The organism is Streptococcus salivarius, from assembly GCF_000785515.1.
GTDB lineage: Bacteria > Bacillota > Bacilli > Lactobacillales > Streptococcaceae > Streptococcus > Streptococcus salivarius.
In genome coordinates this window covers 1,639,803-1,655,907 of the sequence record NZ_CP009913.1, presented here as the reverse complement: position 1 = coordinate 1,655,907, position 16,105 = coordinate 1,639,803, and the positions used below count along the sequence as shown (strand labels likewise).

The window sequence follows — 16,105 nt, the reverse complement described above, 5'->3', positions numbered from 1 at the left end:
GCTTAGTCCTCGTTTGCAGTGTAAGCAAAGAGTGGGCTAAGTGGTTGACGTTCGAAAATACGAGTAGTAGCGTTAGCGATTAGCTTACTTGCTGAAATGTATTTAACGTTTGTAGGAACTTTTTCTTTAGTTGCAACTGAATCTGTCACCAAGATTTCTTTAATTGGAGCAGCGTTGAGGACTTCAGCAGCACCTCCTGCAAAGAGACCGTGACTAGCTACTGCATAGATGTCTTTAACGCCACCACGTTCAAGGATTTTAGCAGCTTCAGCAAACGTTTTACCAGTGTTAAGGATATCATCAACCAAGATTGCTGTTTTTCCTTCAACCTCACCGATGATGTAGCCTTCTTCACGTTCTGAATCATCTTGAGCGTAGTCAATGATAGCGATTGGTGCATCAAGGTAGTCCGCCAAGCTACGAGCACGTTTAACACCTGAGTTTTTAGGGCTAACAACGACAACATCACTTCCTGTAAATCCTTTTTTGTTGTAGTATTCAGCAAACAAAGGCATTGTGAAGAGGTTATCTACTGGGATATCGAAGAATCCTTGAACTTGGACAGCGTGAAGGTCAAGCGTCAAGACACGATTGACACCAGCTTTAACTAGCATATTGGCTATCAATTTAGCAGTGATTGGTTCACGTGACGCAGCGATACGGTCTTGACGTGCATAACCAAAGTAAGGCATAACAACGTTGACAGAGTTAGCACTGGCACGTTTGCAGGCATCAATCATGATGAGCAATTCCCAAAGGTGGTCGTTAACAGGGTTGCTAGTAGATTGGATGATATAGATATCGTCCCCACGAACAGACTCTTCAATGTTGATCATGATTTCACCGTCAGAAAATTGACGTGAAGATACTTTACCAAGTGGCAATCCAGTAGCCTCAGCAATTTTTTCAGCAATTTCTGGGTTTGAGCTGAGCGAGAACAATTTCAATTGTGGGTTTGCTTTTTGATGTACCATGACGATGGTGACTCCTTTAAAAAAATAAGATGCTAAGCCCAGTTAGGGCTATTGTAATAAAACTACAGATAGTTCTATTTTAGCAAAAAGAAGCAGAAATTTCAGCCTTCAAAGTGTGGTATTAGTGAAAAATACCGAACCTTTGTTAGATAAAACGCCTTTGTATGCGTTTTTAGAGAAATCTATTACCCTCTGGAGTTCTAAATACTTGTGGCATTTGAAGCTACATGTGTTTAAAATAAAAAAAAACAAGGAGCCAACTCCTTGTCTAAATTTTAGTCTTTGTCTCGTTTGAGGGTAGCTACAAAGCGTGCAACCTTACTCTTGGCATACTTAAAGTCAATATTATTTTCTTTAAGAAAGGCATCAAAGTCGTCTTTACCTTTCTCAGCATCCGAAACTTCTAGTTCAAGCTCGTAATCTTTCTTGTCAGCATAGACATTGACATCAAGAGCCATGAGGCCGATGTTGGTCTGGTATTCGCGACGAGTTGTGGTCAAATGTCCGAGGATGGTTAGGTCCTCTAGTTTAACCCCACGTTCTAAAAGAATGGATTTGATTTGACAATCAGGAAAGTCCAGCGACTTAGTCAAAGCCTTAGCATCCGCAGAATCCATGGTAACGTTGTACTCCATGTTCCCGACTTTTTCAGGGATTTTCAAGGTCAGCTCACCATGAGTGGGAAGTGTCCTAATACGCAAAGACAACTTTTTATTTCTCATGTCACTCTGAGGAGTGTCGATGTAGTAGTTTGTTTGCGTAACAGGTGTCACATGGGAGAAAAGCATCGCTAAACGATTGTACTCGTCTTTGGTGAGTAGAGTCTTGTACTCTATCTCTAAATGGTTCATGTGTGTCCTCCCTTGTGCTTTCAAATGTGGTATAATATAACAGATTGTATTTATTTTATAAAAAACTAAAGCTTTTGACAAGGAGGAGTCCTATCTTGACCATGGATTGGGAAGAATTTCTAGACCCCTATATTCAGGCCGTAGGTGAGCTCAAAATCAAGCTCCGAGGCATTCGTAAACAATTTCGTAAGCAAAATCGTCACTCGCCTATTGAGTTTGTGACCGGACGTGTGAAGTCAGTGGCTTCCATTGAGGAGAAAATCGCCCTTCGTGGCCTTTCGATTGAAAATTTAGCTCAAGATATGCAGGATATCGCTGGTCTCCGAGTCATGGTCCAATTTGTCGATGATGTGGATGAGGTTTTGGCTTTGCTTCGTCATCGTAGTGATATGACTATTGTTTCAGAACGAGACTATATCAGAAACCGTAAAAATTCGGGTTATCGTTCTTATCATGTTATTATCTCTTATCCCGTTGATACCATAGATGGTCGTAAGGAGATTCTTGCAGAGATTCAGATTAGGACTTTGGCCATGAACTTTTGGGCCACCATTGAACATTCCCTTAATTACAAGTATCAGGGGAATTTTCCTGAGGAGATTAAACTTCGCTTGGAAACTACGGCCCGCATGGCTTATGAGCTTGACGAAGAAATGCGGAAGATACGTGATGATATTAGAGAAGCCCAGTTGCTCTTTGATCCAATTAATAGAACTTTGAAGGATAGTGTAGGAAATAGTGATGACACAGATGAAGACCTCTTCGGATGAGATGAAGGTAGCTATTATTGCCAATGGCAAACCCCAAAGTAGGCGTGTTGCCTCGAAACTTTTTAATGCCTTTCGAGATGATCCTGATTTTTATTTGACCAAGAAAAATCCAGATGTGGTCATCTCAATTGGTGGTGATGGCATGTTGCTATCGGCCTTTCATATGTATGAAAAAGAGCTTGCGCGTGTGCGTTTTGTAGGGATTCACACGGGTCATTTAGGCTTTTATACGGATTATTTGGACAGTGAAGTGGATCAATTAATCGAGACGCTTCGAAAAGATAGTGGTGCAAAGATTTCTTACCCTCTTTTGAATGTCAAATTGACCCTGGCTGATGGTCGTTCTTTTACGTCGATTGCCCTTAATGAAGCAGCCATCAAGCGTAATGAGAAAACCATGGCAGCAGATGTTTGCCTTAATGATGTCTTGTTTGAGAGTTTTCGTGGAGATGGGTTGTCGGTGTCAACGCCTACAGGATCAACGGCCTACAATAAATCTTTGGGTGGTGCGGTCCTTCATCCTACCATTGAAGCCTTGCAACTGACAGAGATTGCCAGTCTTAATAATCGTGTGTATCGTACGCTAGGCAGTCCCCTTATTGTGCCTAAACATGAGAAGATTACGGTTTATCCTACCCGAATGGGAAGCTACACTCTATCCGTTGATAATAAAACCTATACCAACCGTAATGTGAAAAAGGTAGAATTCTCAATTGACCAACGTAAGATTTCCTTTGTGGCTAGTGCCAGCCATACAAGTTTCTGGGAACGTGTACGTGATTCCTTTATTGGAGACATGGAAGAATGAGATATGAGTTTACAGTAGGGCGTTCTTGTCGTGTCAAGACCTTTTTGAAGGAGCACGATATTTCAAAAGGACTTCTGGCCAAGATTAAGTTTGAAGGTGGTCATATTTGGGTCAATGGCGAGGAGCAGTTTGCGACTTATCCTGTCCATGAAGGAGATGTGGTTGCCATTGAAATCCCTGACGAGGCACCGCATGAAACCTTGAAGCCAATTCCTTTTGACTTGGATATCGTCTATGAGGATGATAACTTCTTGGTGATTAATAAACCCTATGGCTATGCTAGTATTCCAAGTGTTAACCACGATAATACCATGGCTAATTTTGTCAAACATCATTTTGTCAGCAATAATTATCCCAACCAGCGTGTGCATATTGTGACACGTTTGGATAAGGACACCTCTGGTCTCATGCTGTTTGCTAAGCATGGTTACGCCCATGCTCGTATGGATAAACAGTTACAACAGAAGTCTATCAAGAAACATTACTATGCCTTGGTTGAAGGTGACACCAAACTTGAGAAGCAGGGTGAAATAATTGCACCGATTGCGCGTGATGAGGATTCCATTATCACACGTCGAGTCCATAAGTCGGGGAAATATGCCCACACTAGTTATCGTTTGGTAGGTGATTATGGTAGGGTTAAACTGGTTGATATCAATTTGCATACTGGGCGTACTCACCAGATTCGCGTCCACTTTGCCCACTTAGGCCTTCCCCTTTTGGGAGATGATCTTTATGGTGGTTCTCTAGACTATGGTATTGAGCGCCAGGCCTTGCATTGTCACCGTCTTGCATTTGTTGATCCTTTCACCAAAAAAGAGATGGTCCATGCATCTTCCTTGACAGATGATTTTGAAATCGTTATCATGAATTTACAAACTAAAAAAGATTGATTGAGGAATTTTTTTATGCGTAGTCTATTTGGTGAACTTCGTGAACATATTTCAGGGAAAGGTGTTAAGATTGTTTTCCCTGAGGGTAACGACGACCGTGTGGTTCGTGCAGCAGCCCGTTTGAAATTTGAAGGATTGGTTGATCCTATTATTTTGGGAGACCCAGCAGAGGTTCACAAAATCTTGAACGATCTTGGTTTTGCAGACTTTAACTATACAATTGTTAATCCTGAAACCTATGAAGATTTCGAGGAAATGAAGGAAAAATTTGTTGAAATCCGTAAAGGGAAAGCGACAATGGAAGATGCGGAAAAGTTGCTTCATGATGTCAACTATTTCGGTGTTATGCTAGTTAAACTTGGTCTTGCTGATGGGATGGTTTCAGGTGCTATTCACTCAACAGCGGATACGGTACGTCCGGCCCTTCAAATTATCAAAACAAAACCTGGTATTTCTCGTACATCAGGTGTCTTCCTTATGAACCGTGAAAATACCGATCATCGCTTGATGTTTGCTGACTGTGCCATCAACATTGAACCAAATGCTCAAGAATTGGCAGAAATTGCAATTAATACTGCCGAAACAGCTAAAGTTTTTGGTATTGATCCTAAAGTGGCCATGCTTAGCTTCTCAACAAAAGGTTCTGCTAAATCGCCAAAAGTTGACAGGGTTGTTCAAGCAACAAATATTGCTAAAGAAATGCGTCCTGACTTGGCTATTGATGGGGAGTTGCAGTTCGATGCAGCATTTGTTCCAGCAACAGCGGCTATTAAGGCTCCAGATAGTGACGTAGCAGGACATGCTAATGTCTTTGTTTTCCCTGGCTTGCAAGCAGGTAACATTGGATATAAGATTGCTCAACGTTTGGGAATGTTCGAAGCTATCGGACCAATCTTACAAGGTCTTAATAAACCAGTAAACGATCTTTCTCGTGGTGCTAGTGCTGAAGACATTTATAATTTAGCTATTATCACAGCTGCTCAAGCTCTTAATGGCTAATTTTAACTTAGAAACAGAGGTTTAACCAAGGGGTTAGGCCTTTTTGTTTTATGCATGACTGGTGATTAAAAATAAATTGATTGAAGTGGCTAGAAATCTAGGAAATACAAGGGATTATTGAGTTTATCGTGTTTTATCATGTAAAATGCTTGTGCAAAATTGTCTGACAACGACTGTTTTTCTTGATTATTTATGCTATAATGAAAGAGTAAAATTTTATTTTTTGGAGAAATCTTATGAAAAAAAGCAAATGGTTAGCCCTTGCGGGTGTGGCACTCCTCAGTGTAGGTGCCTTAGCGGCTTGTTCTTCTAAGTCAGGTACTAGTGGAACGACTTATGGTTATGTTTATAATTCAGATCCAGAATCATTGGATTACATCACTTCAAATACAGGACCTACTAAGACAGCTGTGACAAACGGTGTAGATGGTCTTATGGAAGCAGATAAATATGGAAATCTTGTCCCTTCAGTAGCTGAAGATTGGTCTGTCTCTCAAGATGGTCTGACTTATACTTATAAAATCCGTAAGGGAGTTAAATGGTATACTTCTGATGGTGAAGAGTATGCTGATGTGACTGCTAAGGACTTTGTGACTGGTCTTAAGCATGCGGCTGATGGCAAGTCTGGAGCTCTTTACTTGGTGCAAGATTCTATTGCTGGCTTGTCTGACTACCTCTCTGGTGCCAATAAAGATTTCTCAAATGTAGGCGTTAAAGCAATCGACGATTATACATTGCAATACACACTTAAAAAACCTGAGCCATACTGGAATTCTAAAACAACTTATGGCTTGCTCTTCCCAGTTAACGAAGACTTTCTTAAGAACAAAGGAAAAGATTTTGGTAAGTCAACAGACCCAACATCTATCCTCTATAATGGTCCTTTCCTTCTCAAATCTTTGACAGCTAAATCATCTATTGAGTTGACTAAGAATGAAAATTATTGGGACAAGAAGAATGTACACTTTGATGCCATCAAATTGTCATATTATGACGGTTCGGATCAAGAGGCTCTAGAACGTGGTTTCACGGATGGTGCCTATAGTTTGGCTCGTGTCTACCCAACGAGCTCTAACTATTCTTCTGTAGAGAAGAAATATAAAGATAACATTTATTACACTGCAGCAGGTGCGTCTACATCAGCCATTGGTGTTAATATTGACCGCCAAAGCTATAAATTCTCAGCCAAGAAGACGGATGCTGAAAAGACATCAACTAAGAAGGCTCTTCTAAACAAAGACTTCCGTCAATCAATCAACTTCGCAATTGATCGTACGGCTTATCAATCACAAATGAATGGTAAAGATGGTGCAGCTCTAGCTCTACGTAACCTCTTTGTTCCTTCTGATTTTGTCAGTGCAGGTGATAAGACCTTTGGAGATCTTGTAACAGAGAAAATATCCTCTTATGGTGATGAATGGTCAGGTGTAAACTTTACTGATGGTCAAGATGGCCTCTACAATGCTGAAAAAGCTAAGACTGAGTTTGCCAAAGCCAAAGAGGCTCTTCAAGGAGAAGGGGTACAATTCCCAATTCACTTGGACCTTCCTGTTGACCAAAGTTCTAAAATCCATGTTGCTCAGGCCCAATCTTTGAAACAAACCATTGAACAATCATTGGGTAGCGATAATGTGGTTATCGATGTTAACCAATTGTCATCTGATGACATGCAAAATGCGACTCTTAATGCGGCAAATGCTGCAGCAGAAGACTGGGATATTTCTAACGGTGTGGTTTGGGGTCCAGACTATCAAGATCCATCAACTTATCTTGATATCTTCAAAACAACATCAAGTGAAAATACCAAGACTTTCATGGGATATGATGATCCAAACAATGCAGCAGCAGCCCAAGTAGGTCTTAAAGATTATGATGCCTTGCTTGATTCAGCAGCTTCAGAAACAACAGACCTCAACGCTCGTTACGACCGTTATGCTCAAGCTCAAGCTTGGTTGGAAGATAGCTCTCTTGTCATTCCATTGACTGTTGGTAACGGTGCAGCACCAGTTATCTCACGTTTGACACCATTTACGGGTGCTAGCATGCAGGTGGGTGATAAGAACTCATCAGACTACTTCAAATATGTGAAACCACAAGAAAAAGTAGTCACTAAGAAAGAATATGAACAAAGTCGTGAAAAATGGCTTAAAGAAAAGAAAGCATCTAACGAAAAAGCTCAAAAAGATCTTGAGAAACACGTTAATTAATAATCTTGAGGAAAAGGCAGTTTGCCTTTTCCTTTTGTCAAAAAAGGGCTAATTCCTAGTGTTCATAAGGAGTATAATTGTGAGAAAGCCAGCATAAGACAAAATATTCTGAAAATTGTACTCATCTTATTTTTTATGGTATAATGTTGGTACATAAAAAAAGATTTTTTGGAGAATGCTTATGAAAAAAAGTAAATGGTTGGCCCTTGCGGGCGTGTCGCTTCTTAGTGTTGGGGTTTTAGTGGCTTGTTCGTCAAAATCAAACACTTCAAGAAATACTTATAACTATATTTATACTGCCGATCCTGAAACATTGGACTACCTTATTTCCAATAAAGGTTCAACGACTGATGCTGTGACAAATGGTGTCGATGGCCTTTTGGAAAACGATAAATATGGTAACTTGGTACCTTCTATTGCCAAGGACTGGACTGTTTCAGCTGATGGTTTGACTTATACTTACAAACTTCGTAAGGGAGTTAAATGGTACACTTCAGATGGTGAAGAGTATGCAGAAGTAACAGCTAAAGACTTCGTAACAGGTCTTAAGCATGCTGCTGATAAAAAGACAGAGTCAATTTACTTGGCAAAAGATTCTGTAGTAGGTCTTGCTGATTATTTCAATGGTACTGATAAAGACTTCTCTAAAGTTGGCGTTAAAGCTCTTGATGATTACACTCTTCAGTACACACTTAAACAACCAGAACCTTACTGGAATTCTAAGATGACTTATTCTCTCTTCTGGCCTGTTAATGAAGAGTTCCTTAAGTCAAAAGGGGATAGCTTTGGTAAATCAACAGATCCATCATCTATCCTTTATAATGGTCCATACATCCTTAAGTCATTGACAGCTAAATCATCTATTGAGTTAGCTAAAAATGAAAACTACTGGGATAAGAAAAATGTCCACTTCGATGGCATTAAACTTTCTTTCTACGATGCTTCTGACCAAGAATCACTCGTTCGTAATTTCACTGATGGTGCTTATAGTCAAGCACGTCTATATCCAACAAGCTCAAACTTTAATTCTGTAGAAAAACAATATAAAGATAATATCTTCTATACACAACCATCTGCAGATATTGGTGGGGTTGGTGTTAATATTGACCGTCAGTCTTACAATCATACATCTAAGAAGACTGATGCTGAGAAAGATTCAACTAAGAAAGCTCTTCTTAACAAAGATTTCCGTCAATCAGTTAACTTTGCTATTGACCGTACAGCTTATTCAGCACAACTTAATGGTGAAAAAGGTGCAGCCCTTGCTGTTCGTAACATTCTTGTAAAACCTGATTTTGTTTATGCTGGTGACAAGTCATTCGGTGATTTGGTAACTGAAAAGATGGCTTCATATGGTGATGAGTGGTCAGGTGTTAACCTTAAAGACAGTCAAGATGGTATCTTCAACGCTGATAAAGCGAAGGCTGAATTTAACAAAGCTAAGGAAGCTCTTCAAGGAGAAGGTGTTCAATTCCCAATTCACTTGGACCTTCCAGTTGACCAAGCAGCTAAACCAACGGTTGCACGTGCACAATCTTTGAAACAATCTGTTGAAAAGACACTTGGTAAAGAAAATGTCGTGGTAGATGTTCATCAAATGTCTCAAGATGATCTTCTAAATAGCACATTGTATGCAGCTAATGCAGCGGCAGAAGACTGGGATATCAATATCTCAGTAGCTTGGGCTCCTGACTATGAAGATCCATCAACATTCCTCGATATCTTCAAAACAACAGCTAGTGAGAACACTAAAACTTACATGGGATTTGACGACCCTAACAATGCAGCAGCAGCTCAAGTAGGTCTTAAAGACTTTGATGCTTTGGTTGATAATGCAGCTAAGGAAACAAGCGACCTCAATGTACGTTATGAACGTTATGCTGAGGCACAAGCTTGGTTGGAAGACAGCTCGCTCTTTATGCCACTTATGGTCAATAAGGGGGCTGCGCCAATGGTAGCTCGTTTGACACCATTCTCAGGTGCTTACTCTCAAGTAGGACCTAAGGGTTCTGACAGATACTTCAAGTACCTTGAACCTCAAAAAGATGTTGTCACTAAGAAAAACTATGATAAAGCTCGCGAAAGCTGGCTTAAAGAAAAGTCTAAGTCCAACGAAAAAGCTCAAAAAGACCTTGAGAAACACGTTAAATAAAAGGACGATGGAACTTTCTCATTAGATTGGGAAAGTTCTTTTGGAATTAAAGGAAGAGACATGAAAAAATATATTTTATTGAGAACCCTCCGTTCTCTATTGTCAATATTTGTCGTGACGGCCTTGACCTACACGATTATCTATACCATGGTGCCGAGGCGTCTGATTTTCAGACAGGACCCTAACTACAACAAGATTGCTAAGACAGCTGATTCTAAGGCTAACTATGAAAATACAATCTATGAACGTATGGGTTATATTGATTACTATGATACCAAGGAGTTGCAGGAGAAAGCTAGCTCCCTTGATAAGTCAGTAACCACTAAGCCAACAAAAGAAAATAAGGCTATCTACCAAAAATATGTGGATAGTTTAGGACATGGCTGGCGTTTACATCAGTTCAAGCAAAGTAAACAATTCTATGCGACACGTGATGTGCCAGTGCTTGAACGTGTGTTTGGTTTCTATACGCACCTCTTTGAATTTGACAATACTGGATGGGTTAAAGATAAAACAAATCCAAACTTGAAGCGTTACATCCGTATTGAAAATGACCCAGCTATCGGTTGGTCAGTTGTTGGTTCAGGAACTAAGCATAAATATTTGCTTTACTTTAATGGTCAGTTCCCATTTGTTCACCAAAACTTTGTTAAGATGAACCTTGGTACATCTTACCCAACTTATGCTGAGCAAGGTGTTCTTGATGTTATTACACAAGGTCAAGGACAAACACAAAGTTCTGAGGTCAACTTCCCTACTGGTAAGAAGGTATCTTCAGTAGATATCTACTCTCGTACTTATAAATCACCAAGTCAGGCTGATGCTAGAGATCGTTCTTACTATGGAAATGACCCATACACAGCGACCAAGAGTCGCTACCAATACCCATCAATGGTGACAAGTTCTGCCATTGCAGGTTTGATTGGTTTGGTCTTGTCTTATGCTTTGGCAATTCCATTGGGATCATACATGGCACGCTTTAAAAATACCCTCTTTGATAGTGTATCAACAGGTGTCTTGACTTTCTTACTTTCACTACCAACCATCGCCTTGGTTTATATCATTCGTTTGATTGGTTCTGAGATTGGTCTTCCAGATTCCTTCCCTATCTTGGGTGCGGGTGACTGGCGTTCATACGTCTTGCCATCTGTTATTCTCGGTCTCTTGTCAACACCAGGTCTTGCGATTTGGATTCGTCGTTACATGATTGACTTGCAATCACAAGACTTCGTTCGTTTTGCACGTGCCAAAGGGTTGTCAGAACAAGAAATTTCGAATAAACACATTTTCAAAAACGCTATGGTTTCCTTGGTTTCAGGAATCCCAGCATCTATCGTTAGTGTTATCACAGGGGCAACCTTGACAGAAACAATCTTCGCCTTCCCTGGTATGGGTAAAATGTTGATTGACTCTGTCCGTGCTTCAAATAACGCTATGGTTGTGGGTCTTGTATTTATTTTCACAGCCCTCACCATCTTCTCATTGCTTGTGGGTGATATCCTTATGACTATGATTGACCCACGTATCAAATTGACATCTAAAGGAGGTAAATAATGGCTTCAATTGATAAAAGTAAGTTCCAATTTGTAAAGCGCGATGATTTTGCCTCTGAAACAATTGATGCGCCGGCCTATTCATACTGGAAATCGGTGATGCGTCAGTTCTTCAAGAAGAAGTCAACAACTGTCATGTTGGGAATCTTGATTGCTATCATTTTGATGAGTTTTATCTACCCGATGTTTTCAAAATTTGACTTTAATGATGTGTCTAAGGTTAATGACTTTAGTGTACGTTATGTGCATCCAAACGCTCAATACTGGTTCGGTACGGACAGTAATGGTAAGTCCCTCTTCGATAGTGTTTGGTTTGGAGCTCGTAATTCTATCCTTATTGCTGTTATCGCTACCTTCCTTAACGTTGTTATTGGTTTGCTTGTAGGTGCTGTTTGGGGGATTTCTAAGACCTTCGATATGATTATGATGGAAATCTACAACATCATCTCAAATATTCCTGCTCTCCTTGTAGTTATCGTCTTGACTTACTCATTGGGTGCTGGTTTCTGGAATATGATCTTTGCCATGACTGTTACAGGGTGGATTGGTATTGCCTATACTATCCGTATTCAAATCATGCGTTACCGTGATTTGGAGTATAACTTGGCTTCTCGTACACTGGGAACACCAACTCCTAAGATTGTGGTTAAAAACATCATGCCACAACTAGTGTCAGTTATCGTAACTATGGCTAGTCAGCTCTTGCCAGGATTTATCTCTTACGAAGCCTTCCTTTCATACTTTGGTTTAGGGCCTCCTGTTACGACGCCTAGTCTTGGTCGTTTGATTTCAGACTATGCACAGAACGTTACAGTCAATGCTTATCTCTTCTGGATTCCATTGACTACCTTGATCCTCGTTTCCCTTGCTCTCTTTATTGTCGGTCAAAACTTGGCGGATGCCAGCGACCCACGTACGCATAGATAGGAGTCCAATATGACAGAAAATAAAAATGTAATATTATCGGCTCGCGATATCGTCGTGGAATTTGCCGTTCGTGACCGTGTTTTGACAGCCATTCGAGGAGTTTCCCTTGATTTGGTTGAAGGTGAAGTTTTAGCCTTGGTTGGTGAGTCTGGTTCAGGTAAATCAGTTTTGACTAAGACTTTCACAGGGATGCTTGAAGAAAATGGTCGTGTCGCTAGTGGTTCGATTGATTATCGCGGTCAAGATTTGACTAAGCTTAAGAGTCACCAAGATTGGGCATCTATTCGTGGGGCTAAGATTGCGACTATCTTCCAAGATCCTATGACCAGTCTTGACCCAATTAAGACTATCGGTAGCCAAATTGTTGAAGTTATTGTCAAACACCAAGGAAAATCAGCCAAAGAAGCTAAAAAAATGGCCATTGATTACATGGACAAGGTTGGTATTCCTGATGCTGAAAAACGTTTCAATGAGTATCCTTTCCAATACTCTGGTGGGATGCGTCAACGTATCGTTATTGCCATTGCCTTGGCTTGTCATCCGGATGTCCTTATCTGTGACGAACCAACAACTGCCCTCGATGTGACCATTCAAGCTCAAATCATCGACCTCTTGAAATCACTCAAAGAGGAGTACGGTTTCTCAGTGATTTTCATTACCCATGACCTTGGTGTGGTAGCAAGTATCGCTGATAAGGTTGCTGTTATGTATGCTGGTGAAATCATTGAATACGCAACTGTTGAGGAAATTTTCTATGAGCCTTGTCACCCATACACGTGGAGCTTGCTTTCAAGCTTGCCACAGTTGGCCGATGATAAGGGTGAGCTTTTCTCAATTCCAGGGACACCACCATCACTTTATACACCGGTTGTTGGGGATGCCTTTGCTTTGCGTTCAGACTATGCTATGCAGATTGACTTCGAGGAAAAAGCGCCACAATTCCAAGTTTCAGATACTCACTGGGCTAAGACCTGGCTCTTACATGAGGATGCACCAAAAGTTGAAAAACCTGCGGTTATCCAAAATCTACATGAAAAAATCCGTGCTAATATGGGATTTGCACATTTAGGAGATGAGGAGGAAGGCAATGCCTGAGAAGTTAGTTGAAGTAAAAGATGTGGAGATTTCCTTCGGTGAAGGAAGCAAGAAATTCGTTGCTGTCCACAATGCTAATTTTTTCATCAACAAGGGTGAAACCTTTTCCCTCGTTGGTGAGTCTGGTAGTGGTAAAACTACTATCGGTCGTGCCATTATTGGTTTAAATGATACAAGTAATGGTGAGATTATTTTTGACGATAAGAAAATCAATGGACACTTGTCTCACTCTGAGAAAAACGACCTTATCCGTCGTATCCAGATGATTTTCCAAGACCCTGCGGCTAGTTTGAATGAACGTGCAACAGTCGATTATATCTTGTCTGAGGGCTTGCATAACTTCCATCTCTATAAGGATGAGGAAGATCGTAAAGCTAAAATCAAGAAAATCATCAAAGAAGTGGGACTTCTTGAGGAGCACTTGACACGTTACCCTCACGAATTTTCTGGGGGACAACGTCAACGTATTGGGATTGCACGTTCCTTGGTCATGCAACCGGACTTGGTCATCGCTGACGAACCAATCTCAGCCCTTGACGTGTCAGTCCGTGCCCAAGTTTTGAACTTGCTTAAGAAATTCCAAAAAGAGTTGGGATTGACCTACCTCTTTATCGCTCACGACTTGTCAGTGGTCCGTTTCATTTCTGACCGTATCGCTGTTATTTACAAGGGGACAATCGTGGAAGTTGCTGAGACAGAAGAACTCTACAACAATCCTATCCACCCTTACACCAAGTCACTCTTGTCTGCTGTTCCTATTCCAGACCCAATCTTGGAACGTCAGAAAGTCTTGAAGGTTTATGATCCAAACCAACACGACTATTCGGTTGATAAACCAGAAATGGTTGAATTACGTCCAGGACACTTCGTTTGGGGTAACAAGGCCGAAATCGAGACTTATCGTAAAGAACAAAGTAAATAAGTCTTTTCAATGCAAAAAAAATCGTGTTCCTTGTGGAACACGGTTTTTCTTTAGTCTAAATTTAAGCGTTTGGTCATGATATAGTAGGTACCAAAGTAACTTGCTGCGATGAGAATGAGAGACTGAACTAGACTAATGATATATGACGAGTTATTAATTGCAGTATATGTTGCATCTCCGGTCAAGGCTGCACCGAGTCCAAAGAAGAAACCAATAAAGAATAGGATAGCCTGAATGGCGAAAAAGGCGACAAATCCCATAAGAACTTTGTTAGTGTTGAAGAGATTTCCGATACTAATACAGAGGTAATAGAAAAGGATACCAGCAATCATTGACAAGATTGTAGAAGGGATGAAGAGGTAGAAAGCGCCTATCTCTTTTAGGATCTGGCCAAAGTAGCTGGTAGCTAGTAGGATATCTTTCATATCAAGGCAGAAAGCAGCTATAATTCCAATCGAAAGGAGTATAACGAGTGATGAAATGATATCTAAAATAAAGGCTACCAAGAGTTTAGACAAGATTAATTGGTGAGCAGAAACTGGGAGCGTATTGGTTAGATAACCTTCTCTCCCAAAGACAGTCTTTGCAAAGCGTCTGACAATGAGGACTATTGTCGCTATATAAATGGTTCCCCATACGATAATGGTAGCAAAAACCATCAGTGTGAAGAAAGCAAAGAAGAGTAGACTAGGTTCTTGGTGGCTCTGTTCAGTTACAAAAATAGATTTTCGAAGCATTAAACCCAAGGGGATAGAGAGTAGGATGGCAATACCATAGATGCCAAGATACCATTTACGGACCGATTGTAATTCATACTTAACTAATTTCCAAAACATGCTCATACCTCCTAGTTGTGGAACATCTCTCTAAAGAGTTTGTCGATAGATTTGCCATGGGCTTGACGGATATTATCAGCATCACCCTGAAGTTCAATCTGACCGTATTTTAAGAAGACAACTTCATCTAGGACGGATTCAATATCTGCAATCAAATGGGTTGAAATGATAACAGAAGCATCTTCAGAGTATTGGTTGATGATGGTTTTAAGAATGTAGTCACGTGACGCAGGATCGACTCCACCGATAGGTTCATCGAGGAGATAGAGTTTAGCTTCACGACTCATAACCAAAATCAACTGAACTTTTTCTTTGTTACCTTTTGAGAGGTCTTTAAGGCGCAAATCAGGCTGGAGCATTAAATCCTGCAAGAGTTGCAAGGCAAGAGAATAGCGGAAGTCAGCGTAAAAATCTTGGAAGAAATCCAAGTAGTACTGTATTGTCTTACTTTCATCTAAATAGGTTGTGTCAGGCAAATAAGCCACTTGCGCCTTAGTGATAGGTGACGGCTGAAATCCATTAATGGTCACTAAACCTGAAGTCGGTTGAAGGAGGCCGTTCAAAATTTTGATTAGGGTTGTTTTACCACTACCGTTTGGTCCTAAGAGACCAATGATTTTACCAGAAGGGATGGACATGGTCACATCTCTAAGGGCTGGAATACCATTATAGGTCTTGGTGAGATTTGTTAGAGTTACAATATCAGTCATCGGTCTACAAGTCCTTTCCTGTTTGTTCAATGTAGTCAGTGATGATAGATTTGATTTCAGGTGAGCTAAAACCAATGGCTGTCATCTCAGTGACAAAGTTTTTCATGAGACTTTGGGCAATCTCGTGTCGTTTTTGATCAATTAGTTTTTCATCTTCGGTAACAAAGCGACCAGAGGTACGGGCAGAGTAGACCAACCCCTCTTTTTCAAGTTCTTGGAAGGCTCTTTGTACAGTGTTAGGATTGACCCCAGCTTCCTGAGCAAATTCTCTAACGGGTAGGAGTTGTTGTCCCATACTCAATTCCTTGGAAGCTATCTTCAGTTTGACGCGATAGGCGATTTGGAGATAAATTGGCGATTTTTCATCAAATGTCCAAGCCATAAGAGACTCCTTTCTAAAAGTATAAT

15 protein-coding genes are annotated in these 16,105 nt (G+C 40.6%); 10 read left to right on the top strand and 5 right to left on the bottom strand.

Features of this window, described 5'->3' with window-relative positions; all coding sequences use genetic code 11:
• Positions 1-2 precede the first annotated feature (2 nt).
• Both SSAL8618_RS07495 and SSAL8618_RS07490 read right to left on the bottom strand, forming a co-directional pair.
• Positions 3-974 carry a ribose-phosphate diphosphokinase gene (locus SSAL8618_RS07495; RefSeq protein ID WP_002884482.1) on the bottom strand — a complete coding sequence of 324 codons (972 nt, stop codon included), beginning with the start codon at positions 972-974 and terminating at the stop codon, positions 3-5.
• A 275-nt stretch (positions 975-1,249) separates the two neighbouring features.
• The gene (locus tag SSAL8618_RS07490; protein WP_038676520.1) at positions 1,250-1,825 is read right to left on the bottom strand and encodes a CYTH domain-containing protein; all 576 of its coding nucleotides are present in this window, start codon (positions 1,823-1,825) and stop codon (positions 1,250-1,252) included.
• A gap of 95 nt (positions 1,826-1,920) precedes the next feature.
• Between SSAL8618_RS07490 and yjbM the strand changes: the two genes are divergently transcribed.
• The 10 genes from yjbM to SSAL8618_RS07440 all read left to right on the top strand — a co-directional run bounded on the left by yjbM (position 1,921) and on the right by SSAL8618_RS07440 (position 14,151).
• On the top strand, positions 1,921-2,595 hold the full coding sequence (gene yjbM / locus SSAL8618_RS07485; protein ID WP_014634828.1) for a GTP diphosphokinase: 675 nt from the start codon (positions 1,921-1,923) through the stop codon (positions 2,593-2,595).
• Positions 2,567-3,403: an NAD kinase gene (locus tag SSAL8618_RS07480; RefSeq protein WP_002884507.1), complete on the top strand. Its 837-nt coding sequence runs from the start codon at positions 2,567-2,569 to the stop codon at positions 3,401-3,403. Before yjbM ends, SSAL8618_RS07480 begins: the two co-directional genes overlap by 29 nt.
• On the top strand, positions 3,400-4,296 hold the full coding sequence (locus SSAL8618_RS07475) for an RluA family pseudouridine synthase (protein ID WP_038676518.1): 897 nt from the start codon (positions 3,400-3,402) through the stop codon (positions 4,294-4,296). Before SSAL8618_RS07480 ends, SSAL8618_RS07475 begins: the two co-directional genes overlap by 4 nt.
• 15 nt (positions 4,297-4,311) lie before the next feature.
• Positions 4,312-5,295, top strand: a complete 984-nt coding sequence (gene pta, locus SSAL8618_RS07470) for a phosphate acetyltransferase (RefSeq protein WP_038676516.1) — start codon at positions 4,312-4,314, stop codon at positions 5,293-5,295.
• Positions 5,296-5,531: 236 nt separating this feature from the next.
• Positions 5,532-7,502 carry a peptide ABC transporter substrate-binding protein gene (locus tag SSAL8618_RS07465; protein ID WP_038676515.1) on the top strand — a complete coding sequence of 657 codons (1,971 nt, stop codon included), beginning with the start codon at positions 5,532-5,534 and terminating at the stop codon, positions 7,500-7,502.
• A 181-nt stretch (positions 7,503-7,683) separates the two neighbouring features.
• Positions 7,684-9,654: a peptide ABC transporter substrate-binding protein gene (locus tag SSAL8618_RS07460; RefSeq protein WP_038676513.1), complete on the top strand. Its 1,971-nt coding sequence runs from the start codon at positions 7,684-7,686 to the stop codon at positions 9,652-9,654.
• Between the two features lie 60 nt (positions 9,655-9,714).
• Positions 9,715-11,208 carry an ABC transporter permease gene (locus tag SSAL8618_RS07455; RefSeq protein WP_038676511.1) on the top strand — a complete coding sequence of 498 codons (1,494 nt, stop codon included), beginning with the start codon at positions 9,715-9,717 and terminating at the stop codon, positions 11,206-11,208.
• Entirely contained in the window at positions 11,208-12,134 is a 927-nt protein-coding gene (gene oppC / locus SSAL8618_RS07450; RefSeq protein WP_038676509.1) for an oligopeptide ABC transporter permease OppC, read from the top strand. Before SSAL8618_RS07455 ends, oppC begins: the two co-directional genes overlap by 1 nt.
• A 9-nt stretch (positions 12,135-12,143) precedes the next feature.
• Positions 12,144-13,229: an ABC transporter ATP-binding protein gene (locus SSAL8618_RS07445; protein WP_038676507.1), complete on the top strand. Its 1,086-nt coding sequence runs from the start codon at positions 12,144-12,146 to the stop codon at positions 13,227-13,229.
• Positions 13,222-14,151 carry an ATP-binding cassette domain-containing protein gene (locus tag SSAL8618_RS07440; RefSeq protein WP_038676505.1) on the top strand — a complete coding sequence of 310 codons (930 nt, stop codon included), beginning with the start codon at positions 13,222-13,224 and terminating at the stop codon, positions 14,149-14,151. Before SSAL8618_RS07445 ends, SSAL8618_RS07440 begins: the two co-directional genes overlap by 8 nt.
• A gap of 50 nt (positions 14,152-14,201) precedes the next feature.
• Here the strand turns inward: SSAL8618_RS07440 and SSAL8618_RS07435 are convergent, their stop codons facing one another.
• Genes SSAL8618_RS07435 through SSAL8618_RS07425 form a run of 3 tightly spaced genes read right to left on the bottom strand, consistent with a single transcriptional unit; the run spans position 14,202 to position 16,079 of the window.
• Entirely contained in the window at positions 14,202-14,987 is a 786-nt protein-coding gene (locus SSAL8618_RS07435) for a hypothetical protein (protein ID WP_021143813.1), read from the bottom strand.
• An 11-nt stretch (positions 14,988-14,998) separates the two neighbouring features.
• Positions 14,999-15,697 (bottom strand): ABC transporter ATP-binding protein, encoded by a 699-nt coding sequence (locus SSAL8618_RS07430; RefSeq protein WP_038676503.1) that lies wholly within the window; start codon positions 15,695-15,697, stop codon positions 14,999-15,001.
• Positions 15,698-15,701: 4 nt separating this feature from the next.
• Positions 15,702-16,079: a GntR family transcriptional regulator gene (locus SSAL8618_RS07425; protein WP_022496273.1), complete on the bottom strand. Its 378-nt coding sequence runs from the start codon at positions 16,077-16,079 to the stop codon at positions 15,702-15,704.
• Between the last annotated feature and the right edge of the window lie 26 nt (positions 16,080-16,105).